This is a genomic window from Ammonicoccus luteus (assembly GCF_050880385.1).
In the GTDB taxonomy this organism is placed as follows: domain Bacteria; phylum Actinomycetota; class Actinomycetes; order Propionibacteriales; family Propionibacteriaceae; genus Enemella.
In genome coordinates, this window is the sequence record NZ_JBNZCI010000007.1 from 134571 (window position 1) to 154852 (window position 20282).

22 protein-coding genes are annotated in these 20282 nt (G+C 67.6%); 6 read left to right on the forward strand and 16 right to left on the reverse strand.

Translation table 11 applies throughout. The annotated features are described in order from the left end of the window. Positions 1 to 121: 121 nt before the first annotated feature. Positions 122 to 1387, forward strand: a complete 1266-nt coding sequence (locus ACQ260_RS14960; protein ID WP_432560258.1) for a benzoate/H(+) symporter BenE family transporter — start codon at positions 122 to 124, stop codon at positions 1385 to 1387. On the opposite strand, the gene ACQ260_RS14965 is transcribed toward ACQ260_RS14960, so the two are convergent. The 11 genes from ACQ260_RS14965 to exaC form a co-directional block, all read right to left on the reverse strand. Next, positions 1363 to 2238, reverse strand: a complete 876-nt coding sequence (locus ACQ260_RS14965) for a CPBP family glutamic-type intramembrane protease (protein ID WP_432560259.1) — start codon at positions 2236 to 2238, stop codon at positions 1363 to 1365. The two genes, ACQ260_RS14960 and ACQ260_RS14965, sit on opposite strands and share 25 nt — an antisense overlap. Position 2239: 1 nt before the next feature. Beyond that, on the reverse strand, positions 2240 to 2848 hold the full coding sequence (locus ACQ260_RS14970) for a TetR/AcrR family transcriptional regulator (RefSeq protein WP_432560260.1): 609 nt from the start codon (positions 2846 to 2848) through the stop codon (positions 2240 to 2242). A gap of 162 nt (positions 2849 to 3010) precedes the next feature. Continuing rightward, on the reverse strand, positions 3011 to 3463 hold the full coding sequence (gene rplI, locus ACQ260_RS14975; RefSeq protein WP_432560261.1) for a 50S ribosomal protein L9: 453 nt from the start codon (positions 3461 to 3463) through the stop codon (positions 3011 to 3013). Between the two features lie 14 nt (positions 3464 to 3477). Continuing rightward, entirely contained in the window at positions 3478 to 3717 is a 240-nt protein-coding gene (rpsR, locus tag ACQ260_RS14980; protein WP_432560262.1) for a 30S ribosomal protein S18, read from the reverse strand. Positions 3718 to 3812: 95 nt separating this feature from the next. Continuing rightward, complete coding sequence (locus tag ACQ260_RS14985) at positions 3813 to 4400, reverse strand: single-stranded DNA-binding protein (RefSeq protein WP_432560263.1); 588 nt, start codon at positions 4398 to 4400, stop codon at positions 3813 to 3815. 110 nt (positions 4401 to 4510) lie between these two features. Beyond that, positions 4511 to 4804: a 30S ribosomal protein S6 gene (rpsF, locus tag ACQ260_RS14990; protein ID WP_432560293.1), complete on the reverse strand. Its 294-nt coding sequence runs from the start codon at positions 4802 to 4804 to the stop codon at positions 4511 to 4513. A gap of 146 nt (positions 4805 to 4950) precedes the next feature. Continuing rightward, positions 4951 to 6159 (reverse strand): cation:proton antiporter, encoded by a 1209-nt coding sequence (locus tag ACQ260_RS14995; RefSeq protein WP_432560264.1) that lies wholly within the window; start codon positions 6157 to 6159, stop codon positions 4951 to 4953. Positions 6160 to 6165: 6 nt separating this feature from the next. Further along, the gene (locus ACQ260_RS15000) at positions 6166 to 7275 is read right to left on the reverse strand and encodes a S1C family serine protease (RefSeq protein ID WP_432560265.1); all 1110 of its coding nucleotides are present in this window, start codon (positions 7273 to 7275) and stop codon (positions 6166 to 6168) included. Between the two features lie 43 nt (positions 7276 to 7318). Further along, a complete protein-coding gene (locus ACQ260_RS15005) occupies positions 7319 to 7669 on the reverse strand; it encodes an MmcQ/YjbR family DNA-binding protein (RefSeq protein WP_432560266.1) in 351 nt (116 codons plus the stop codon). Between the two features lie 437 nt (positions 7670 to 8106). Continuing rightward, a complete protein-coding gene (locus ACQ260_RS15010) occupies positions 8107 to 8622 on the reverse strand; it encodes a DUF779 domain-containing protein (RefSeq protein WP_432560267.1) in 516 nt (171 codons plus the stop codon). Further along, complete coding sequence (exaC, locus tag ACQ260_RS15015) at positions 8622 to 10145, reverse strand: acetaldehyde dehydrogenase ExaC (protein ID WP_432560268.1); 1524 nt, start codon at positions 10143 to 10145, stop codon at positions 8622 to 8624. Before exaC ends, ACQ260_RS15010 begins: the two co-directional genes overlap by 1 nt. Positions 10146 to 10410: 265 nt before the next feature. Here exaC and ACQ260_RS15020 point away from each other — a divergent pair, with 265 nt between their 5' ends. Beyond that, positions 10411 to 11499: a hypothetical protein gene (locus tag ACQ260_RS15020; RefSeq protein ID WP_432560269.1), complete on the forward strand. Its 1089-nt coding sequence runs from the start codon at positions 10411 to 10413 to the stop codon at positions 11497 to 11499. Positions 11500 to 11540: 41 nt separating this feature from the next. On the opposite strand, the gene ACQ260_RS15025 is transcribed toward ACQ260_RS15020, so the two are convergent. Continuing rightward, positions 11541 to 12011 (reverse strand): Lrp/AsnC family transcriptional regulator, encoded by a 471-nt coding sequence (locus ACQ260_RS15025; RefSeq protein ID WP_432560270.1) that lies wholly within the window; start codon positions 12009 to 12011, stop codon positions 11541 to 11543. Between the two features lie 116 nt (positions 12012 to 12127). Here ACQ260_RS15025 and ACQ260_RS15030 point away from each other — a divergent pair, with 116 nt between their 5' ends. From ACQ260_RS15030 to ACQ260_RS15045, 4 genes are all read left to right on the forward strand, one after another. Next, positions 12128 to 13039, forward strand: coding sequence for a phenylalanine 4-monooxygenase (locus ACQ260_RS15030; protein WP_432560271.1), 912 nt, complete (start codon positions 12128 to 12130; stop codon positions 13037 to 13039). Next, positions 13036 to 14172, forward strand: coding sequence for a 4-hydroxyphenylpyruvate dioxygenase (hppD, locus tag ACQ260_RS15035; RefSeq protein ID WP_432560272.1), 1137 nt, complete (start codon positions 13036 to 13038; stop codon positions 14170 to 14172). Before ACQ260_RS15030 ends, hppD begins: the two co-directional genes overlap by 4 nt. Positions 14173 to 14246: 74 nt before the next feature. Beyond that, positions 14247 to 14810: a nuclear transport factor 2 family protein gene (locus ACQ260_RS15040; RefSeq protein ID WP_432560273.1), complete on the forward strand. Its 564-nt coding sequence runs from the start codon at positions 14247 to 14249 to the stop codon at positions 14808 to 14810. 141 nt (positions 14811 to 14951) lie between these two features. Further along, a complete protein-coding gene (locus ACQ260_RS15045) occupies positions 14952 to 16328 on the forward strand; it encodes a hypothetical protein (RefSeq protein ID WP_432560274.1) in 1377 nt (458 codons plus the stop codon). Between the two features lie 85 nt (positions 16329 to 16413). Here the strand turns inward: ACQ260_RS15045 and ACQ260_RS15050 are convergent, their stop codons facing one another. Genes ACQ260_RS15050 through ACQ260_RS15065 form a run of 4 tightly spaced genes read right to left on the reverse strand, consistent with a single transcriptional unit; the run spans position 16414 to position 20264 of the window. Further along, positions 16414 to 19266 carry a LysM peptidoglycan-binding domain-containing protein gene (locus ACQ260_RS15050; protein ID WP_432560275.1) on the reverse strand — a complete coding sequence of 951 codons (2853 nt, stop codon included), beginning with the start codon at positions 19264 to 19266 and terminating at the stop codon, positions 16414 to 16416. 5 nt (positions 19267 to 19271) lie between these two features. Beyond that, positions 19272 to 19700 carry a TadE/TadG family type IV pilus assembly protein gene (locus tag ACQ260_RS15055; RefSeq protein WP_432560276.1) on the reverse strand — a complete coding sequence of 143 codons (429 nt, stop codon included), beginning with the start codon at positions 19698 to 19700 and terminating at the stop codon, positions 19272 to 19274. Then, complete coding sequence (locus ACQ260_RS15060; RefSeq protein ID WP_432560277.1) at positions 19697 to 20062, reverse strand: TadE/TadG family type IV pilus assembly protein; 366 nt, start codon at positions 20060 to 20062, stop codon at positions 19697 to 19699. The genes ACQ260_RS15055 and ACQ260_RS15060 overlap by 4 nt, the downstream gene beginning before the upstream one ends. 13 nt (positions 20063 to 20075) lie before the next feature. Beyond that, positions 20076 to 20264: a hypothetical protein gene (locus tag ACQ260_RS15065; protein ID WP_432560295.1), complete on the reverse strand. Its 189-nt coding sequence runs from the start codon at positions 20262 to 20264 to the stop codon at positions 20076 to 20078. Between the last annotated feature and the right edge of the window lie 18 nt (positions 20265 to 20282).

Consider the following 20282-nt stretch of genomic DNA (forward strand, 5'->3'; position numbering starts at 1 on the left):
TGTTCCTGGGTATGGCCTTCCCAGGGACAGCTGGGCAGGGCTGAGGTCTGATGGATTAGTACGCCTGGCCGACGATGAAAACATAGAAGTCCGCTTGCTCTCAGCCCGAGAAGGAGCTTCCATGACCACGACCCCACCGGTTGCGAAAGACGAGAAGACCCCACTGTTCGAGAGACCCGGCGTCCGGCCGGCGTCGCCCCGCGACATCGTCCGCGACAGCGGCATCGGCTATGCGAGCAACGGACTCATCGGCATGATCTTCGCCGCATCCGGTCCGGTCGCGATCATCCTGGGCGTCGGCGCCCAAGGCGGATTGAGCTCTGCGGAGCTGGCGTCGTGGATCTTCGGCGTCTTTCTCTGCGGCGGCATCCTGACGATCATTGCGTCGGTCGTTTATCGGCAGCCGCTGGGGTTCGCGTTCACGATCCCCGGCGTCGTGCTCGTCGGGCCGGCCCTGGGCCATCTGACGTGGCCGGAGGTGATCGGCGCGTTCTTCGTCACCGCCCTGCTGATCCTGGTCCTCGGCGTGACCGGGCTGGTCCGCAAGGTGATGGCCGCCATCCCCATGCCGATCGTCATGGCGATGGTCGCCGGCGTCTTTCTGAGGTTCGGTACCGACCTGATCACCTCGGTTGAGGAGAACGCCGTCGTGGCGGCCCCGATGGTCATCACCTTCGTGCTGCTCACGGCCATCCCGCGTTTGGGGAAGTTCCTGCCACCGGTGCTCGGTGCACTTGTCGTGGGCGCGATCGCGGTGGCGTTGAGCGGACAGTTCCAGCTGGAGGGTGGCGTGCCGACCTGGTTCGCCGCTCCTGTGTGGACGGCCCCGGTCTGGTCCGTCGGGGCGATGCTGGAGCTTGTCGTGCCACTGGCGATCACGGTGCTGGTCGTCCAGAACGGGCAGGGCGTGGCCGTGCTGCAAGCGGCCGGCCACAAGCCACCGGTGAACGTCACCGCCGTCGCCTGTGGCGTGTCGTCCGGCGTTGCCGCGGCATTCGGTGCCGTTGCCACCTGCCTCACGGGCCCGACCAACGCGCTGCTGACGGCCTCGGGCGAGAAGCGGCGGCAGTACACCGCCGCGATCGCTTTCGGCATCTTGTCGATTCTGTTCGCGCTCTTCGCCCCCGGTTTCACGACGCTGATGCTCGCCGCACCGCCGGCGTACATCCTCTCGCTCGGCGGCATCGCCATGCTCCGCGCGCTGCAGCAGGCGTTCGTGACGTCGTTCCGCGGAGCGTTCACCCTCAGCGCGCTGATCACTTTCGTCGTCACGATTTCGGGCCTGACGATCTTCAACATCGGGGCGGCGTTCTGGGGGATCGTGATCGGTTATATCGTCTCACGCCTCATGGAGCGCGACGACTATCGCAAGGGCCTCGCGGGCTGACGGGTTCCGCGCCCGGCCCGGGTCCGGCCGTGCCCCCATCCTCGTCTGCGCAGGGCTCGCAGGGCAAGGCCGAGGCCGACATAGCCGACGGTCGTGAGCACGCCGTTGATCGGCGAGACCAGGACCGACCCCGCGGGGGTGAAGGCGAGATGCCCGTCCAGGACGAGCGGATTGACGAGGGCGTCCTCGACGGCGTGCATCAGCACGCACGGCCAGATCGAGCCGCTGAGGCGATAGAGCTCGGTGAACAGCACCGACCAGCCGAGCATCGTCACGCTGAGGACCAGCGCTCCGGGCAGGCGCGGCAGATCGATGACGGTTCGCATCGTCTGCTCATCGAGGAAGAACAGATAGTACGGCAGATGCCACAGGGCCCACACCGCACCGACGGCCAGATAGAGGCCCAGGTCGCTGCGCCCGTCCTCGATGAGTTCCTCGGTCAGATAGCCGCGCCAGACGGATTCCTCGAAGACGTTCTTGATCAGGTTGATCGCCAGCGCCGGGGCGAAGGCAGCGGCGAGCCTGGGCACGTCCAGCGCGCCGGTGTCGGTCCAGCCGCTGAGGCGCCCGAGCGCGATGGCACCGGCGGTGACGACGGGGAAAGCGAGGGCGCCGGCGACGTACCACCGCGCGGCTGCCGGCAGCCGGGGCGAGAACCCGGATCGCCGCCAGCCCGTGCCGGCGAACCGCAGCGCGATCGTGGTGGCCAGGGGCAGGGCGAGCCACAGTCCCGCGCCGGGGCTGTCGAGGTCGTGCGGGACCCCCATGGCGCGGTTGAGGATGACGCCCAGCCAGCCGCTGCTCAGGGTGACGGTGGTGAAGATCGCGAGATTGCGGCGACGGATTCTCATCTCATGCTCCTGGTTCGCGGTCGGGCTCGGTCGCGGGATTGACGACGATCGCGAGCAGCCAGTCGGCTTCGGGCAGGGGCGCGTCGGGGTGCGCGCCGAGGGCTTCCGCGAGCCCCTGCAGCGCACTCCAGAAGGCGAGCGCCAGTGCATGCGGATTCCCGGGACGGATCAGGTCCGCCTGCTGTCCCGCTGCCAGGCAGGACACCAGCACGGGCAGCAGGTCGTGCCGGGTGAGCAGTTCGTCCGCGCGGGCGCTGATGCCCGGATGGCGCTCGGCGCGTGCCATGAAGGTGAACATCGCCGAGGCTTCGGGGGTCAGCCGCAGGAGGCCGAGCACGCCCTCGGCCACCCCGCGCAGGAACCCGAGCGGATCGGCGACCGCAGCGTCCGCGTCGGCCTCGAACTCGGCGAATCCGAGGGCGATGAGTTCCTCATAGAGGGCCTCCTTGGAGGCGAAGTAGTGGAAGAGCAGCCCCGAGCTGATGCCGGCTGCCGAGGTGATCGAACGGGTGGATGCGCCGTGGAATCCCCGTTCGTTGAACTCCGCGAGCGCCGCCTGCAGAAGGCTGGCGCGACGGGCGTCCTTGGTCTGCCGTCTCGTTGTTGTCATGACCGCACCCTATTGTTGAGCATGTGCTCAATATAGCGCGTTTGTTGAGCGCTTGCTCAATAAAGCCTGCGGAGATCTCGTCGCGGGCGGCCGCCGGAGAACGACAGCGCCGCCCGGTCCCCTGTTGGGACCGAGCGGCGCCGTGGTTGCTGGATCAGGCGATCACTTGGCTTCTGCCACGACCTCCAGCGGAAGGTGCGCGGTGACGGCCTCATGGAGCTTGACGCCCACAGTGTGGGTGCCGAGCGCCTTGATCGGCTTGGTCACGGAGACCGAACGCTTGTCGACGGACGGGCCACCGGCCTTCTTGATCGCGTTGGCGATCGAGGCGGAGGTCACGGCGCCGAACAGCTTGCCGGTCTCGGAGGCGTTGACGGCGACCTGGACCTGGAGACCCTCGAGCTGATCGCGCAGCTCGTTGGCGTGGTCGAGGTTGCGCACCTCACGGGCGTCGCGCGCCCGCTTGATGCCGTCGATCTGCTTCTCCGCGCCACGGGTCCACCGGATGGCGAAACCGCGGGGCAGGAGATAGTTGCGGCCATAGCCGTCCTTGACCTCGACGACGTCCCCGGCGATGCCGAGGTTGTCCACAGCGGCGGTGAGAATGAGCTTCATGCCGGTGTCCTTTCTCAGCGAGCCGTGGAGGCGTAGGGCAGCAGGGCGACTTCGCGCGCGTTCTTGATCGCGGTCGCGACACGACGCTGGTCCTGGACGGACAGGCCGGTGACGCGACGAGCGCGGATCTTGCCACGCTCGGAGATGAACTTGCGCAGGGTGTTGATGTCCTTGTAATCGACCTTGTCGATTCGCGTGGACTTGACCGGGACGGCCTTCTTCGGCTTCATCGGCTTGCGCGATGGTGCGGCCATTGTGGTGCTCCTGTTCCTTGATCTCGGGGCGGCGCCCCGCAGGTGCCCGGCGATTGCGCCGGAATGTGCCTAGTGAATGAGTGTTGTCGGGCTGCTCAGAACGGCGGTTCGTCGGTCTGAGGCTGGGCCCACGGATCCGCGCCCTGGGAGCGGTTGCCACCGCCGCCACCGGAGGACTGCCACGGGTCGGACTGCTGCTGGCCACCGCGGTTGCCACCGCCGCCGCCATAGCCGCCGCCCTGCTGCTGGCCGCCGCTATAGCCGCCGCCCTGCTGCTGGCCACCGCCATAGCCCCCACCGGAGCCCTGGCTGCCGCCACCGCTGGTCTTGGTGACCTTGGCGGTCGCATATTTCAGCGAGGGGCCGACCTCGTCGACATCGATCTCGAAGACCGTGCGGCGCTCGCCCTCGCGAGTGTCATAGGACCGGGACTTGAGGCGCCCCTGGACGACGACCCGCATGCCCTTTTGCAGCGACTCGGCCACGTTCTCAGCGGCCTGCCGCCACACCGAGCAGTTGATGAACATCGCTTCGCCGTCGCGCCATTCGTTGGTCTGACGATCGAAGTTGCGCGGCGTGGACGCCACGGTGAAGTTCGCCACCGCTGCACCCGACGGGGTGAAGCGCAGCTCGGGGTCGCCGGTCAGGTTGCCGACCAGGGTGATGATGGTTTCGCCAGCCATGGGGTGCTCCGTTGTTCGCGTTGACGTCTTCGTCGGATTCAGCTTGGGACAAGCCTGTCAGCCGCCTCCGACATAAAAGCTTCCGGGCGTGGATCTTTGAGGATCGTGCGTCAGACGTGCAGCTCGGGACGCAGGACCTTGGTCCGCATGATCTGCTCGTTGATGCCGAACTGACGATCCAGTTCCTTCACATCGTCGGGCTTCGCGGTGACGTTGATGACGGCGTAGATGCCTTCGGGCTTCTTCTGGATCTCATAGGCCAGGCGACGCTTGCCCCAGAAATCGAACTCGTCAACGGTGCCGCCACCGTCGGTGATGATCTTCAGATAGCGCTCCAGCATGGGAGTCACCTGACGCTCATCCATCTCGGGGGTGACGATGACCATGATCTCGTACTTGCGCATGTCGCGTACTCCACCTCCTCTGGTCTCAGCGGCCATGGGTCTGTCCCATGGCAGGAGGGCGATATGCCGACCGGGCCCGATCGTCGGGTCCGGCCAGGTCCACACGGGGACCGAGGACGTACTTTATCCGTCTCCGCGCGGGCGTCCTAATCCTGGTGTGCCGAGGCCTGCTCGTCGGTGGGCGACGCGCGGCTGTAGAGGTCAGCAAGAGGTTTCGCGGTGACGCCGTGGAGGAACACGCTCAGCAGCACGGTCAGCGTCACGGTCGACGCGACGATCGTGCGGTCCGGGCCGTTCAACGCCTCGATGGCTTCGATGCCGAACACGATCGAGGCGAGGCCCCGCGGTCCGAACCATCCAATGAAGGCGACCGTCGGCCACCTCACCTTCATGAAGGCGCTCGCGACCACGAAGGCCAGCGGGCGCACGACCAGGAGGGAGATCACCGCGAACATGACGACCCGCCAGGTCAGCTCGCTCAGCAGCGGGCCCACGAGCAGCGCGCCGAAGGTGAACCAGACCCACAACGACACGAGTTGCCCCTCGGCCTCGAGGAAATCGGTGAGGTCGCGGGCGTACCGCTTCGACAGCCGCGCCCACACCAGGCCGGCCGTGAACGCGGCAATGAACCCGTTGCTGCCCACGGCTTCGGCGCCGGCCCAGCACAGCAGCGCGGTCGCCAGGGCGACGATGCGTTCCCACTCCCCGGTCGTCCAGTCGTGCCGGTCCGCCCAACGGATGCCCCACAAGGTGATGGCGCCGACGGTGACACCGATGACCAGGCCGAGCCCGACGTCGATCGCCAGTTGTCCGGCGAGCGAGGGCGGATCGTCACCCAGCGCGGCCGCCAGCATCACCGCGAAGATTGGCGCAGCCAGGCCGTCGTTGAGACCGCTCTCGACGTTGAGGGTCTCGCGCGTCGGGCCGGGCACGCTTTCGTTGTCGATCACGGCCTTGCCGAGGGCGGCGTCGGTCGGGGCGACGATGACGGCGATCAGTCCGGCGATCAGCCAGGTGGCGTCACCGAGGATGAACCACGCGACCAGCGTTCCCAGGGCCATGACCAGCGGCAGGCCCAGCGCGAGCGACCGGACCGCCAACTGGGGGTGGCGGAGGCTGGTGAGGTCGGTGCGCGCAGCATCACCGAAAAGCACCATGGCCAGGGTCACCTCGGCGATGTGTCCGATCACGCCGCTCTCGATCGGGGCGGTGAAGAGCCCCAGCCCGACCGAGCCCGCCAGCAGCCCGGCCGTGGTGAAAATGATCGGGCCGGTCACCCACGACCGTTGGAGTCGTTGCGAGAAGAGGCCGTACACGACGTACAGCCCCCCGATCAGAACAACCAGCGACTCCATGACGGATCAGGGCCGCGTGCCCAGGGTGACCCGCACCTCGGTGAGCGAGCCGTCGCGGGCGACACCGAGAGTCACCTCGGTGCCCGGACGCCGCTCCCGGACCTGGGCGGTCAGCGCCAACCCCGAGTCGATGTCCTCGCCGTCGATCTCGGTGACCGCGTCGCCCCGCTGGAGTCCCGCCCGGGCCGCGGGCGTACCCTCGTCGACCCGCGCGACGCCGGCGGCACGCACCCGGTCGCCGTCCACCTGGGCAACGAGGTCGGTGACGGCGACCCCGAGGAAGGAGTGTCGGGCCTCGCCGTTCTCGATGAGTTGGTCGGTGATGTTGCGCACCTGCGTGGCGGTGATCGCGAAACCGATGCCGATGTTGCCGGACTGCTGCCCCATGGTCGCGATCGACGAGTTGATGCCGACCAGCTCACCCGCACTGTTGACCAGCGCACCGCCCGAGTTGCCGGGGTTGATCGCCGCATCGGTCTGGATCGCGTTCGTGACCACGGGCTCACCGCCACCGGCACCGCCGCCCTGAGTCGTGGTGACCGGGCGGTCCATCGCGCTCACCATGCCGGAGGTGACGGTCCCGGCCAGGCCGAGCGGATTTCCGACGGCAAGCACGGGGTCCCCCACCCGGAGTTCGTCGTCGTCCCCAATGGGGACCGGAGTGAGATCCGCGCCCTCGGCGATCAGCACCGCGAGATCGCTCGCCGGGTCGGTGCCGACGACACGCGCCGGATAGACGCGGTTGTCGGCCAACGTCACGGTCACCTCGCCGCCCCGTCCTCCGGCAGCGACGACGTGGTGGTTGGTGACGATGTGGCCCTGGTCATCGATGACGACGCCGGATCCCTGGCCTGCGGCGCTGCCGGCCTGCACGTTCACCGCGACCACGCCGGGGGCAACGCGTGCGGCCACCTCGGCCCAGTCGGGGACGGCGGCGGTGGCGGGTCGGGCGGTCTGTGTTTCGGGCGACCGCGTCGTGTCCGGGGTCGGTGCCGCGCCCAGCGCACCGGGCGTCTGCTCGGTCGGCCCCGGCGCGAGACCCGGTGCTCCACATCCGGTGAGGATGAGTGCGAACGCAGCGGTCGCCGCCGCGATTCCCGGTCGGATTCGGCTCATGGGTCGATCGTAGGTCGAGCCACCGACCTTTTCCGCAGCCAGGTCAACCCGTGACGGGCCGCTTCGACTTCGGCAGTTTCGCGACGACGAGGTCATAGGAATAGTCGATCGCCTCGCTGATCTCGTCGTCCGGGATGCCGTCCAGTTCGATCGTGTTCCAGCCGTGGCGACCGATGTACGCCATCACCGACGCCCGCTCCGGATAGCGCGCCAACCACTCGTCGGCTTCCTCGCGGGTGGCCCCACACTTGAGGCCGATCGTCCGGCCAGCCTTCCCCGGCTCACCCGGCAGGAAAGCGAAGATCTTGTCACCGACCTTGGCGACCCGATCGCCCTCCCAGGGTTCGTCGGGCCAAGCGCCGGGCTTGGCGAGGGCGTACGCGTCAAAATCCATGGACACCATGATCCGCCTTGCCGAGCAGGTCCGCGACCCCCGGCTTGCGGGGTGGTTCCGAGCCATTCCACACGGCCGCCGGGCGTGTCGCCCTGAGATGTACCCGTCAGCCCGGGCCCATCCCCCAAGTGGCGATGGACCTGCTGCTACGGGTACATCTCAGGGGCTGGGCGGAACGCCTCGGCGGAATGCTCGGAATGGCCTCGGCGGAATGCACGGAATGCCTCGGCGGAATGCACGGAATGGCCGGATGACCAGGGCAGCTGCGGTGAGCGCGCGCTCGCACGCCGGTATGTCCCCTCGACACAAAGGCCTGGCCGGGAGATGCCGGACCGGGCCCTGCCGGCTCACACGGTCGGCCCTGGCCGTGCTTTGCAGAAGGTCTGACCGGAAGTCACGCAGAACGCCAACCTGGGGACAGAAGATCGCTGCACGGGTCAATTCTCGCCCGGGACGGCACAAGCATTGTCTGCGACTTGCGTCGGGTCGACGGGTGGGTACGCCACCGGCGGCTCGGCACCGGCCTCGATCTCGGCGCCGGTGAGCGGCTCGGGCAGTTCGCGGAGCAGGTCCCCCGGGATCACCCGGGACCGGGTGAGGAACCTTTGTCCGGTCGGGGCCTCCAAGGAGAAACCCGCTCCGCGACCGGGCACGACATCGACGATGAGTTGCGTGTGCCGCCAGGCCGCGTACTGACTCCCGGAGATCCAGACCGGAATCGGCGGGACGCCGGCGCCCACGTCGACCCGGCCGAGCAGGACATCGCGGTCGCCGATAATGAAGTCCCCGTCCGGATAGCACATGGGCGCCGACCCGTCGCAGCAACCGCCGGACTGATGGAACATCAGGGGTCCGTGGTCGCCGTGGAGGCTGCGCAGCAACTCGGCAGCCGCCACGGTGACCAAGGCGCGGGCCTCCCAACCGGGCTGCTGCGGCGTACCCTGCTCGGTCATCAGAAGAACCCCAGCGCATCCTCGGAGTAGGACACCAGCATGTTCTTCGTCTGCTGATAGTGGCTCAGCATCATGTGGTGGTTCTCGCGCCCGATGCCGGATTGCTTGTAGCCGCCGAAGGCCGCGTGGGCCGGATAGGCGTGGTAGTTGTTGCACCACACTCGACCGGCCTGGATCGTGCGACCTGCTCGATAGACGGTGTTGATGTTGCGGGACCAGACGCCTGCGCCGAGACCGTACAAGGTTTCGTTCGCGATTTTCATCGCGTCGTCGAACCCGTTGAACTTGGTCACCGCGACGACCGGACCGAAGATCTCCTCCTGGAAGATGCGCATGGCGTTGTCGCCCTCGAAGACGGTCGGCTGGACGTAATAGCCCTCCGCCAGCGCGCCCTCGAGGGTGGCCTGCTCGCCACCGATGAGGACCTTCGCGCCCTCTTCCTTGCCGATCTCGAGATAGGACAGGATCTTCTGGAGTTGGTCGTTGCTGGCCTGCGCGCCGACCTGCGTGTCGGTGTCCAGGGGATCGCCCTGCTTGATCTTCCGCACTCGATCGACAGCCAACTCCATGAACTCGTCATAGATCCGGGTCGCGACAAGCGCGCGGGAAGGGCAGGTGCACACCTCGCCCTGGTTGAAGGCGAAGAGCGCGAAGCCCTCGAGTGCCTTGTTGCGGAAGTCGTCGTGCGCGTCCATGACGTCGGAGAAGAAGATGTTCGGGCTCTTCCCGCCGAGTTCGAGCGTGACGGGGATGAGGTTCTGCGACGCGTACTGCATGATCAGGCGACCCGTCGTCGTTTCCCCGGTGAACGCGATCTTGCGGATCCGGTCGCTCGAGGCGAGCGGGCGCCCGGCCTCGGCTCCGAAACCATTGACGATGTTGACCACGCCGGGGGGCAGCAGATCGCCGATGAGCTTGAACAATTCCAGGATCGACACCGGCGTCTGTTCGGCCGGCTTCAGGACGACACAGTTGCCGGCAGCGAGCGCAGGAGCGAGCTTCCACACCGCCATGAGGATCGGGAAGTTCCACGGGATGATCTGGCCGACCACGCCCAAGGGCTCGTTGAAGTGATAGGCCACGGTGTTCTCGTCGATCTGCGAGATCGTGCCCTCCTGCGCACGGATGGCGCCGGCGAAATAGCGGAAATGGTCGATGGCCAAGGGGATATCGGCGTTCAGCGGCTCACGAACGCCCTTGCCGTTGTCCCAGGTCTCGATGACCGCGATCTTTTCGAGATTCTCCTCGATCCGGTCGGCGATCTTGTTGAGGATGACCGCGCGTTCCGCGGGTGAGGTGGAGTTCCACGCCGGTGCCGCTGCGTGCGCGGCGTCGAGAGCGGCCTCGATGTCCTCAGCCGTGCCGCGGGCGACCTCGCAATAGACCTGACCGGTGACCGGTGAGGGATTCTCGAAATACTGCCCCTTCACCGGGGGCACGAACTCGTTGTTGATCCAGTGGTCGTATCGGCTCTGCAGTTCGACGATCGCATCGTCACTGCCTGGGTGGGCATAGACCGGCATGAGACTCCCTTGTCCGTGTGCGCTTGTCCGGTGTCCGGCAATCGTCGGTCTGCGGTTGCCCGATGTCCGGCAATCGTCCAATTATGTGATGGGGAACACACCTGTTCAAGCGCCCCCGGAAACAGGGTGGGGGGCCGAACGCCACTGTGCACAACGCCCGATCGGCCGGGGATTGGTTGGGGGAGCCGCCAACGAACATGCCGATTGTCGGCATCTGCTGACACGATGCCGGAAACGGAAGCGGCCGTTGGCGGGAGGGGTCGGGATGAAGCAACCGATATTGGGGGTCGTTGCGACCGGGGCGATCATTGTCGTTTCGTGGATCGTGATTTTGGCGATGGGTCCTGATCTGTTCATGGGGTGGGCGTCCTTCGCCCTCATGGGAGCGATTCCGTTCGCCATCCTGGTCGGGGCGTTCTGGCAGAGCGAGCAGCCGCCCGCGCTCGGTCGCCTGGGCCAGCCGGGCAAGGGCGTGACCTATCTCGTGCTCGCCGCGCTCGTCGGCGCGGTGGTCACCGTGATCCACTGGCAACTGCGCGGCGGTGGCATGAGTCCGCCGGTGCCCATGGCGGTGATGACGATCATCACGTCGGTGGTCACGATGTTTTTCCTCGCGATCGCCTTCGGCGGGTGGCCGTTCTCGTTGATGAAGAACAAGGTCGTCGGTGGTGCGCTCCTGTTGATCACGGCCTATGTGATCAACGCGGTGATCTTCCAGGTGTTCTTCAACTTCGGCTTCGCCGCCGAGGCGCCCTTCTATCGGGCGGCGCTCGATCCCGGTGGGCTCTTCAACGCCTGGGACGTGGTGGTCGTCATGGTCACCGCACTGGCCGTGATGTTCCTGTTCCTGTGCTTTGACGTGTGGCCGATCACCAGCATCAAGGCGTTCCGGAGCCAGCCCGTGATTGGCCTCGTCTGGACGGCGGCATGCTTCGGCATCGGGTTGCTCGTGTTCTGGCTCGGGACCTCCGTCGCGGGACTGCCCGCGCCGACGTTCCTCGTCACGGCGCCCATCCCGTTCCTGTTCGGCGCGATCGTGGTGCTGCAGATGCTCGGCGGTTCGCTGTTCGGCAAGATCGCACAGCCGGCCAGGGGCGTCCTGAACGCGATCCTCGCCGCGGTGGTCGGCCTCGTGCTCGCGGCCATCTATCGCGCGATGATGCCGGTGCTCAGCGGCGCGATGGCGGCCGGGCCGGAGAACGATTTCGCCGCCGAGTTGTGGTTGGCGAACGCATTGCTGGCCGTGACCTTCCCGTTCCTCGCGTTCTTCGGCGATTTCTTCGGCTTGTGGCCGTTGGCGGGCAAGCAGGACCGGGCAGCGGACGATGAGCAGCCGGAGACCGCCACGGCGTGAGCGTGGCGTGAGATCGGCGTGAGATCGGCGTGCGCGGGCGATCAATCCAGGAGCGACAGGTCGAGGCCGTTGTCGTGCTCATCGAGAACGAAGATCGTCTGGCTGCCGGTGACGAACGGCATCGTCTGGAGTCGCCCGAGCAGCACGTCGCGCAGGTCGGCGATGTCCCCGACTCGGACCAGCAGCGCGAAGTCGAACTGGCCGCTCGTCAGCAGGACCCGCTCGACACCGGGCAGCCCGCCGAGCTCGGCCGCGCTCTCCTCCCAGGTCCGCTGGCGGACGTTCACCAGCACGATCGCCGCCACGCCGAGGCCGACGGCAGCGGGGTCGATGACGACCGTGTAGCCCGTGATCGCCCCCTCGCGGCGCAACCGATCGAGTCGGGCGTACGCGGTCGCCCGCGAGACGTTCGCCCGGCTCGCGAGCTCGTTCACCGACAGCCGGCCGTCGGCCTGCAGCTCGCGCAGGATCCGACGGTCGACATCATCCAAGGCAATCCGTCCGGACGACATGGCTTCCTCCTCGACTGATCCGGACAAAATGGCCGATTCTGCTGGGCTTCTGGCCAAAGATCCGGACTTTTCCCTGCCATCCTGACATTCCGTGTGGCCCGCGTCACACTCGAAGCATGAGCACCGTTGCTGATCACAGGCCTGCTGGGGCGTACGACGTCTCGCTGCCCGAGGACCACCCGGGTGCCAGCGATCCCGCCTATCGAGCGCGCCGCGACGCGATCGCCCGGGTCGGCGCCGCGCACCGGCCGGGGCAGGCGATCCCGGACGTCGAGTACACCGCCGAGGAACACGCCGTCTGGGCCCGCGTCCAGGCCGAGCTGGGCGAGCTGCATGAGTCGCGCGCGTGCCGGGCGTACCTCCGCGGGTCCCGCGCCCTCGTCCTCCCCACCGACCGTGTCCCGCAGCTCCGCGAGGTCGACGAGCGTGTCCACGCGCTGACCGGGTTCCACATCGATCCGGTGCCGGGGCTGGTCGACACGCGGACGTTCTATGGCGCGCTGGCGGATCGGCGGTTCCTGTCGACGCAGTACATCCGCCACCACTCCGTCCCCCACTACACCCCCGAGCCGGACATCGTGCACGAGATCATCGGGCACGCGAACATGCTGGCCGATCCCGAGCTGGCCGATCTCTATGAGGCTGCCGGGAAGGCGTCCCGTCGCGCGGAGACCGACGAGGCGCTGCAGTTCTTCTCGAAGGTCTTCTGGTTCACGCTCGAGTTCGGCGTCGTGACCGAGGACCGGGTGCCCAAAGCGTTCGGCGCCGGGATTCTTTCGTCGTTCGGGGAGCTGCATACGTACGCGAACCCCGACCTCGTCGAGCACCGGCCGTTCGATCTGGCCGAGATGGGGACGACCGACTACGACATCACGCGCTATCAGCCCGTGCTCTTCCGCGCCGACAGCACCGAGCGGCTGCTCGACGATCTCCATCGCTTCTTCGCGGGCTACGACGACGACGCGTACGCCCGGCTCACCGACACGAGGCCCGCCCACCGGGCCGCCCAGGAAAGGACCTCCCGATGACCACCTTCGCCACTCGCCCCGCCGAGAACCTGTCCGACGCCCCGGCCAGCCACATCCGCGGCTGGGACTCCATCGAGCTGTGGGTCGGCAACGCCCGCGCGACCGCCGGCTTCCTGATGTCGGCGTTCGGGTTCCGTTCGACCGGGTACGCCGGCCCCGAGACCGGCCGCCGCGATTCGGTGAGCCACGTCCTCGAGCAGGGCGGCATCCGGCTCGTGGTGACCGGCGGACTGTCCGCGGACTCCCCCATCACCCAGCACGTGGCCCACCACGGTGACGGTGTGCACGACCTGGCATGGCTTGTGGACGACGCCGCTGCGGCGTACGAACTCGCGATCGCGCGCGGCGCACGCTCGGTCCGCGAACCCTGGACCGAGACCGACGAGCACGGGACCCTGTCGCTCGCGACGGTCGCGACCTATGGCGAAACCCAGCACACGTTCGTCGACCGCTCGGGCTATCACGGGCCGTCGCTGGCCCCGGGTTATTCGGACGCGGACGTGCTGCCGAACCCGGTCGGGCCGGAGGTGGGGCTGACGCTCGTCGACCACGTCGTCGGCAACGTCGAGCAGGGCCGGCTGGCGGACTGGGTCGACTTCTACGAGCAGGTCATGGGGTTCCGGCAGCTCACCCACTTCGACGACGACCAGATCTCGACCGAGTTCTCCGCGCTCATGTCGACCGTGGTGTGGGACGGCCACGACATCGTGATGCCGATCAACGAGCCGGCGGACGGCTTGAAGAAGAGCCAGATCCAGGAGTACATCGAGGCCTATGACGGCCCCGGCGTCCAGCACATCGCGATGGCGACCGACGACATCGTCGCGACGGTCCAGGCGCTGCGGGACCGCGGGGTGCGGTTCATGACGGTGCCGGCGACGTACTACACCGATGCCAAGCAGCGCCTCGCCGACGTCGAGCTGCCGTGGGCGGAGTTGGAGCGGCTGAACATTCTGGTCGACCGCGACGAGCGCGGCTATCTGCTGCAGATCTTCACCGAGACCGTCATGGACCGTCCGACGGTGTTCTTCGAGATCATCCAGCGCCATGGCGCGACCGGCTTTGGTGAGGGCAACTTCAAGGCGTTGTTCGAGGCCATCGAGCGCGACCAGGCGCGGCGGGGGAACCTCTGAGCTAAGGGATCCCGCAGTGCCGGATGGGGAAGTTCCACTGTTCGGCCCTGGCCCGGCTGGCTAGCGTCGCTTTCATGACTGAAGCTGGCGATATCGCGGCGCTGATCCGCCGGATCGAAATCCTCGAGGCCGAGGCGGAGATCCGGCGGGTGCAGGCGCGGTACATGATGCTGTGCGACACCCCCTGCCCCGAACCCGGCGTCAAGGACGACGCCGAGCGGATCGACAGGATCATGGAGCTTTATGCCGAAGACGCGGTCTGGGAAGGCGTGGGCGAGTACTACGACGGCCAGTTCGGGCGTGCGGTCGGACACGAGGCGATCCGCGCACACTTCAACCGCTTCTGGGGCGAGAAGTCCGACCCGGCGCTCGTGCTGAACGCGCACTATCTGACCTCGGAGCAGATCTTCGTCAACGGCGACGAGGCCGAGGGCCTGTGGATCCACATGCAGCCGTGGCTGTTCTCCGACGGGACCGGCCTGCTGCGCTCCAGCCGACTGTTCAACGCCTTCCGGTTGGAGGACGGGGACTGGAAGATCACCCGGACCCGGACCGAGAACGTGTTCGTCGCTCCGCTGCCGAGCGCCTTTGCTTCGGACTATCCGGGCACGTCGGTGCTGCTCAACCCGTCGGAATAGCGCTCGGCGGGTGTCCGCGGGGCAGGGCGCTTGACGCGTGCCCTGGGGCAACTCCTTCGCGTCGCCGTAGCCGGCTTGCCGGTGGAGACAGCTGCTCCGGTGACCGCTTCGGTTGAGCCGAGGGGCTATTAGTGTCCCCGCATGAATCGTCCCAGGCGCCGCTGGCTCGCTCTCCTCGCCGCACTCGCTCTGCTGTTCAGCGGTTGCGGTGGGCCCGGCGGCCACGAGCGCTGGCTGGCCTCGCAGGACGTGGTGGCATCGGTCAGCTCGACCGAGTTGCCGCTGCGCAAGTTGGGGGATCGCAGGACCTGGCACGTCGTCGCCACGCTCACGCCGGAAGCGACGATCGGGGACATGGCGGCGCTGGTGGAGGCCTGGCCCAGGCGTTCGAACGGATCTCGGTTGACGCTGGTCCGCCCACTCGACGACGGACCGGAACTGGTGTTCACCGCCTGGCCCCAGGAGGAGCGGACCCGGGCGCGCTGGCGGATGTTCACTCGGCTGCACGAGGCATGGCCACAGGCACGGGTGCGGCTCGGGGAGCACGGGCCGGACGACGGGGCACCCATCGGGGCAGCGGCTGAGGTGGAGTTGGCCCGCTGCGATCCGTGGAACGAACTCGAGCGGATCGATGTCGCGGAGGTCCTGGAGCGGAAGGAGTTCGTCGGCCTGAAGTTGACCTGCGCCGGCGCTCCCGGCGGGACCGTCCGGCTGTCCTATCGCAGTGCGCCGGGTCGAGCGGCGCTGGCGGGACTGCGGGATCGAGCGCGGGCGGTGTTGTCGCATCTGCCGCCGGGTACGCCGTGGATCGCCACGGCCGACGACCCCGGGCGACCCCTGCGGATCGAGGTGGAGACAGCCGATATCCCGAGCGAGCCTTCGCAGGCCGTGCTGGCCCGCCAGGACGCAGATCTCACCATCGTCACCGTGGATTCGGGCCGGCCGGTCGAGGTGCTCGTCACCGGGGGTGCTGATCTCCGGGTTGTTGCACGTGAAACCATCGGACTCCCCGCCGTGGAGAGGCTCGAGGTCGACTCCCGGCAGCGGAAGGTCCACACGTGGGCGGCGTTGGACCGCGTCAGGGAACTCACCCCACTGGCCACCGGCCACCCGGACGTCACGTGGTGGGTGACCCAACACGAAGAGCGACCTGCGAACTGGGTGCGGGCATCCGGTGCGGAGTTCGCGGAGCGCGCGCGGCAGTATCAGGCTCTGACCGACTCCGGGATCGCCTGGACCTCGATCGTCCTGCATGACAATTTTGGGCGCCCCACGCTGAGCGTCGAGGTCGAGGATCCCAGTGATTGGCGACCTGTGGTGGAGGCCGTGCGCGCCGTGCGGTGGGCGAGCGACATGAGCGTCGAGATCGGTTCGGGCTATCCGCAGGTGGTGTTCACCTCGACCTCGACGGGTCCCGCTCGCGACGCCGAGGTGGCGAACAGTCACGTGCCTCCCAGTCAGGAACGGCATCCGGAGTTGATCGCGATCATCAAAGCCTGGGACGCAACAGCTGCGTGAGTGCGTCGGCGCGGGGCGTCGAACCCACACCGCGACTGCGGCGCTTCCCCGGCCCGGCGAGGGTGTCTGGGTTCTCCCTGCGCGGTCACCCGTGTCGCTGACGCGGCCCGCCCTCCATGACCTCCTGCAGGAGCGTGACAGTGTCGTCCGACAGGTCCACATTGAGCTTGCGGGCACTTCGGACGAGCCTGAGCGCCAGACGCTCGACCTCACTCCGGTTGCCCACTCGGTGCTCGATCCGGACGCGAGCCGCGAGGAGCCGCTCGTCGTCGGGCGCAGCCACGAGCGAGCGGTTGACTGCCCACCGCGCGAGATCCGGGTCGTTTCGCTCCAGGGCTCTGTCGCTGAGGACCAGGCCGACGTCACGGATGAGTGAGGAAATATCGGTCCGGAGCTCTTCCGCCCAATGCCATTGCCCCGGTGCCGCGTCCGCGAGCGGGGCGCCACGGACCAACTGCAGGACGGCTCTCAGATTGTCCTCGGCGGCACGGTTCACGCCACCGATCGTCAGGAGCTGCATCCGGTTCCAATCAGACGTCACGGCGGCATGCAGCTGAATGCGGCCCGAATAGGCCTCCGGCAGGAAGCGCTCACCGTCATCCGCTGCGCCGAGCCAACTGCGGAGCCGACTCATGTTGGACCGCCGCGTGCTTTCTGCGACGAAAAGCTCCGTGGCCATCATGGCTGCGGTGGCGCCGGGGTGCTCAAGCAACCAGGCCGCGTACTCCATGCACTGCCGCGCAGCGCGCGTCGGCCGCTCGCCGCGTGCTCCCACAAGGTCCACGGGACCGACGAGGAGAACGGTGGGCTGATCGGTGGCCAGGGGGTGAAGAACGGGCTCGTAGGCATCCATGGCGGGCTCCTCGGGGTTGGTGGCGACCCGCCGGGCTGCCAAGGACACGATGGTCGCGTGACCGAAGTCCGGTCCGCGGAAAGGGGTTGGCGCGATGGCCCGGGCCGGGACGGCCTCTTTTGGAAATGCGCGACGCGGCCGGGTGTCGTCCTCATCGGCGACCTGCGCAGTCGCTTCGGCCGCCTCCGGATCAGCAGCCCACCAGGGCGCCGATGTGGTCCGCAAGGACGAGGTCGCGGACAGCAGATCCAGCAGATGATCGCGCGTCCTGCCGGACATCACTTGAGCATGAAAAGGCGCCTGATAGCTGAGTCGCGAAAGCCCCTCGGAGAGCATCAGACGATCGCCTGCCATGACCGAATCGGTCACGACGGCCACGACCTGCTGAGCATCGACGAGTTCGAGCAGGTTCGTCCGCTGCGTGTCCGTCATCGGCGTGTCGATCATGAGAATGCGGGGTCGCCACGCCTCCTCCAGTTCCGGACGCACCCGGAGATCCCTGGGATGGGCGTCCGTTCGCACCGGATGTCGTGAGGCCCATTCCGCGCGCAGGTCGTCCAGCACGGCATCGAGGTCGTCGGACGCGTGGAGAGCAGGATCGTCCAGTGCTCGGGCGAGTTCGGAATCACATCCCACCGTGATCACCGTCTGCCCACGTCCCCACCAAGAACACGACAACTCCAACAGAAGGGAGTTCAAGGTGCCACGGGTGAGCTCTGCGGAACCCTCCAGAAGAAGAACACCGCTCGACTCGAGATCGTGGAGGTGCAGCTCACCCCGTGGCGTCTCCCCCACACACGCAAGCGCGGGATAGGGCGATGGCTCGGACAGCAGGGAACCGGCTCGCGCAAGCAGGAGCTCATGATTCGCAGCCGCAATCCGCAGCGAGCTGCCCTCACTGCGAAATCCTGCTGGCAGAGTGCTGAGTGGCCGGTCGACTTCTAGCAAGATGCCGTCATCACCGACAAGAACACTGTGCAACGCGGGCAACGGTTCACCCGCGTCCCGCTGGTGCCGGCCGAGTGCCCGGAGCGCGAGATCGAGTGTCCGCAACGACACGAGGTCCTGCGCCTGCCCGAGCGCTGCCTCGAAACCCGTGCCCGCGGCTGTCGGGTGGACGATCCGGCGGCCCTCTGGCCTCGAAGTCAGTTGAACGGCGCGCCGCGTCGAGAGCACCGCGAGAAGGGCCGCTGCCGTGAGGGCAGAGATGCCAGCAGTGGCGTACGCAATCCGGTCTGTGGGTGCCATCATGTCCTGCGCGACGCCTTCGGCAGCCACCCGCTCGACGGCAGCGGGTTGGGAGGTGCCCACCCGCGCCATCCCGGTTGGCGTCGCGGGTGCAACTGTCGGGACAGGTGTCGGAGCAGGGTGGAGTGCCACGGTTTCGGAATCCCGAGGTGCTGCGGGCACGTCGGTCTCCACGTCCGTCTCCGGCGGATCAGCTGGCATCGGGTTCTGATCGGGGATGCCCGGCAGCAAGAGCTCCCAGCCAACGTCAAGGAGATCGGGGGACGTGATGATCGGGTTTGCCGCCGCGATCTTTGTCCAGGCGAAGCCGTCACCGTAGAACCGTTCGGCCAGCGTCCACAGATCATCACCGCGTTGGACCGTGTAACGGTGGTCGGACGTCCCCGACTCGGGACTCTCACCATCGGCGACCGCCGCGACGGTCGCTGGCTCGTCCTTGGCGGAGTTCCCGACAACGGTCGTGCTCGGTTCGGGTGAGGAAACGGAATTCTGTGGCTCGGCGTGAGCAGCCAGGGGAAGCATCGCTGCGATCGAGACCAGGAGCACCGCCGCTGGGCCACGCGGACCCGAAAGGCCGGGCACCCGGAGCCCGAGTTGACGGCCACGGATGAGCCCCACGAGTTCGAGGCCGACCGATAACGTGAAGCCGACCCAGCTGAGCCAGCCGAGGGCGGTCAGGAGCCAGACCAGGACCATCCCGTTGTCGGGCGAAAAGAAGATCTCCGGGAAAGCACCGGCACGCGGCCATTGGCCGATGCGGAGCAGCAGGAGCGGCGCGCCGACGACCGCGGCAGCCAACACACCGAGCGCAAGCAGGCCGCGGACGAAGCGAAACACGCCCCTCATTCACGCCTCCGATAGGTATCGAGCGCCGAGGCGGTGGTGGCCTCGACGGTGATTGTTCCTGGCAGCCCCAGTCCGAAGAGGTCGGCCAGCGGCACGTCGCATCGGACCGTGGCAGTCACTCGGGCCGGCTGTCCGACGGCCACGGCGAAGCCCGACGCGTCGATCTCGACCGCATTCGTCGCGCACGGAATATCAACCAGTCCTTCGCGCGCGGCTGCGGCGCCGCTGACGCTGGCCTGACCCGCGCCGTATTCGAGCGTGGCTGCTCGGGATCCCGCTTGCGCCGCGTCGGCGACAGCCGCCCTGGCCAGCCAGAGGCGGGCGCCGCCCACCATCATCGCCACGACCAACAGCACCACGGGAGCGAGCAGAACCAACTCGACCGAGGCCGCACCGCGCTCGGACCTCTCGCGCAGGCGGGTCACAGCACTGCCTCGATCGGCGAGGTGGCACGTTGGGTGACTCGTCCCATACCCAGATCGATGAGCACCGGCACGGTCGCGCTGACCTCCACGTCGACGCGCCCGGATCCGCGCGTCACACTGACCGCGACATCGGTTAGACCGCCGGCGGCAGCGATCCGCACGGCGGACTGGTGTCCGGTGCCGGGCGCAGCGAGATAAGCCGACTCGACCTCAGCCGCGGCGGCCGCCGCGTGATGCACCGTGTTCCGACCGTGCCACAGCATGCCGACCTGGAGCGCCCCCAGGAGCAGCAGCATGGTCAGGGGCACGAGCACCGCCCACTGAACGGAGTCGCTCAGCCCGCGTTCATCGCGATTCCGCACCGGACCCCGCCAATCACTGGGGCAGGTTTGCCTGGACGAACGCCGTGATAACGGCGATGACGATCCCGGCGACGGCGACAGCGCCGGCCAGCAAGATCGCGTTTTCGGTGCTTTGGCTCAGTCCCCGCTCGTCGCGTGGGCGTGAGGACAGCTGGAGGAAGGCCAGCACCAGGCCAAGGACATTCTGGAAAGAGCGGGTCACGGTGTCTCCTTTGGGGTT

Coding starts and splice junctions, on each gene's coding strand:
- ACQ260_RS14960 (WP_432560258.1), top strand. CDS start 122: ATGACCACGACCCCACCGGTTGCGAAAGACGAGAAGACCCCACTGTTC.
- ACQ260_RS14965 (WP_432560259.1), bottom strand. CDS start 2,238: ATGAGAATCCGTCGCCGCAATCTCGCGATCTTCACCACCGTCACCCTG.
- ACQ260_RS14970 (WP_432560260.1), bottom strand. CDS start 2,848: ATGACAACAACGAGACGGCAGACCAAGGACGCCCGTCGCGCCAGCCTT.
- rplI (WP_432560261.1), bottom strand. CDS start 3,463: ATGAAGCTCATTCTCACCGCCGCTGTGGACAACCTCGGCATCGCCGGG.
- rpsR (WP_432560262.1), bottom strand. CDS start 3,717: ATGGCCGCACCATCGCGCAAGCCGATGAAGCCGAAGAAGGCCGTCCCG.
- ACQ260_RS14985 (WP_432560263.1), bottom strand. CDS start 4,400: ATGGCTGGCGAAACCATCATCACCCTGGTCGGCAACCTGACCGGCGAC.
- rpsF (WP_432560293.1), bottom strand. CDS start 4,804: ATGCGCAAGTACGAGATCATGGTCATCGTCACCCCCGAGATGGATGAG.
- ACQ260_RS14995 (WP_432560264.1), bottom strand. CDS start 6,159: ATGGAGTCGCTGGTTGTTCTGATCGGGGGGCTGTACGTCGTGTACGGC.
- ACQ260_RS15000 (WP_432560265.1), bottom strand. CDS start 7,275: ATGAGCCGAATCCGACCGGGAATCGCGGCGGCGACCGCTGCGTTCGCA.
- ACQ260_RS15005 (WP_432560266.1), bottom strand. CDS start 7,669: ATGGATTTTGACGCGTACGCCCTCGCCAAGCCCGGCGCTTGGCCCGAC.
- ACQ260_RS15010 (WP_432560267.1), bottom strand. CDS start 8,622: ATGACCGAGCAGGGTACGCCGCAGCAGCCCGGTTGGGAGGCCCGCGCC.
- exaC (WP_432560268.1), bottom strand. CDS start 10,145: ATGCCGGTCTATGCCCACCCAGGCAGTGACGATGCGATCGTCGAACTG.
- ACQ260_RS15020 (WP_432560269.1), top strand. CDS start 10,411: ATGAAGCAACCGATATTGGGGGTCGTTGCGACCGGGGCGATCATTGTC.
- ACQ260_RS15025 (WP_432560270.1), bottom strand. CDS start 12,011: ATGTCGTCCGGACGGATTGCCTTGGATGATGTCGACCGTCGGATCCTG.
- ACQ260_RS15030 (WP_432560271.1), top strand. CDS start 12,128: ATGAGCACCGTTGCTGATCACAGGCCTGCTGGGGCGTACGACGTCTCG.
- hppD (WP_432560272.1), top strand. CDS start 13,036: ATGACCACCTTCGCCACTCGCCCCGCCGAGAACCTGTCCGACGCCCCG.
- ACQ260_RS15040 (WP_432560273.1), top strand. CDS start 14,247: ATGACTGAAGCTGGCGATATCGCGGCGCTGATCCGCCGGATCGAAATC.
- ACQ260_RS15045 (WP_432560274.1), top strand. CDS start 14,952: ATGAATCGTCCCAGGCGCCGCTGGCTCGCTCTCCTCGCCGCACTCGCT.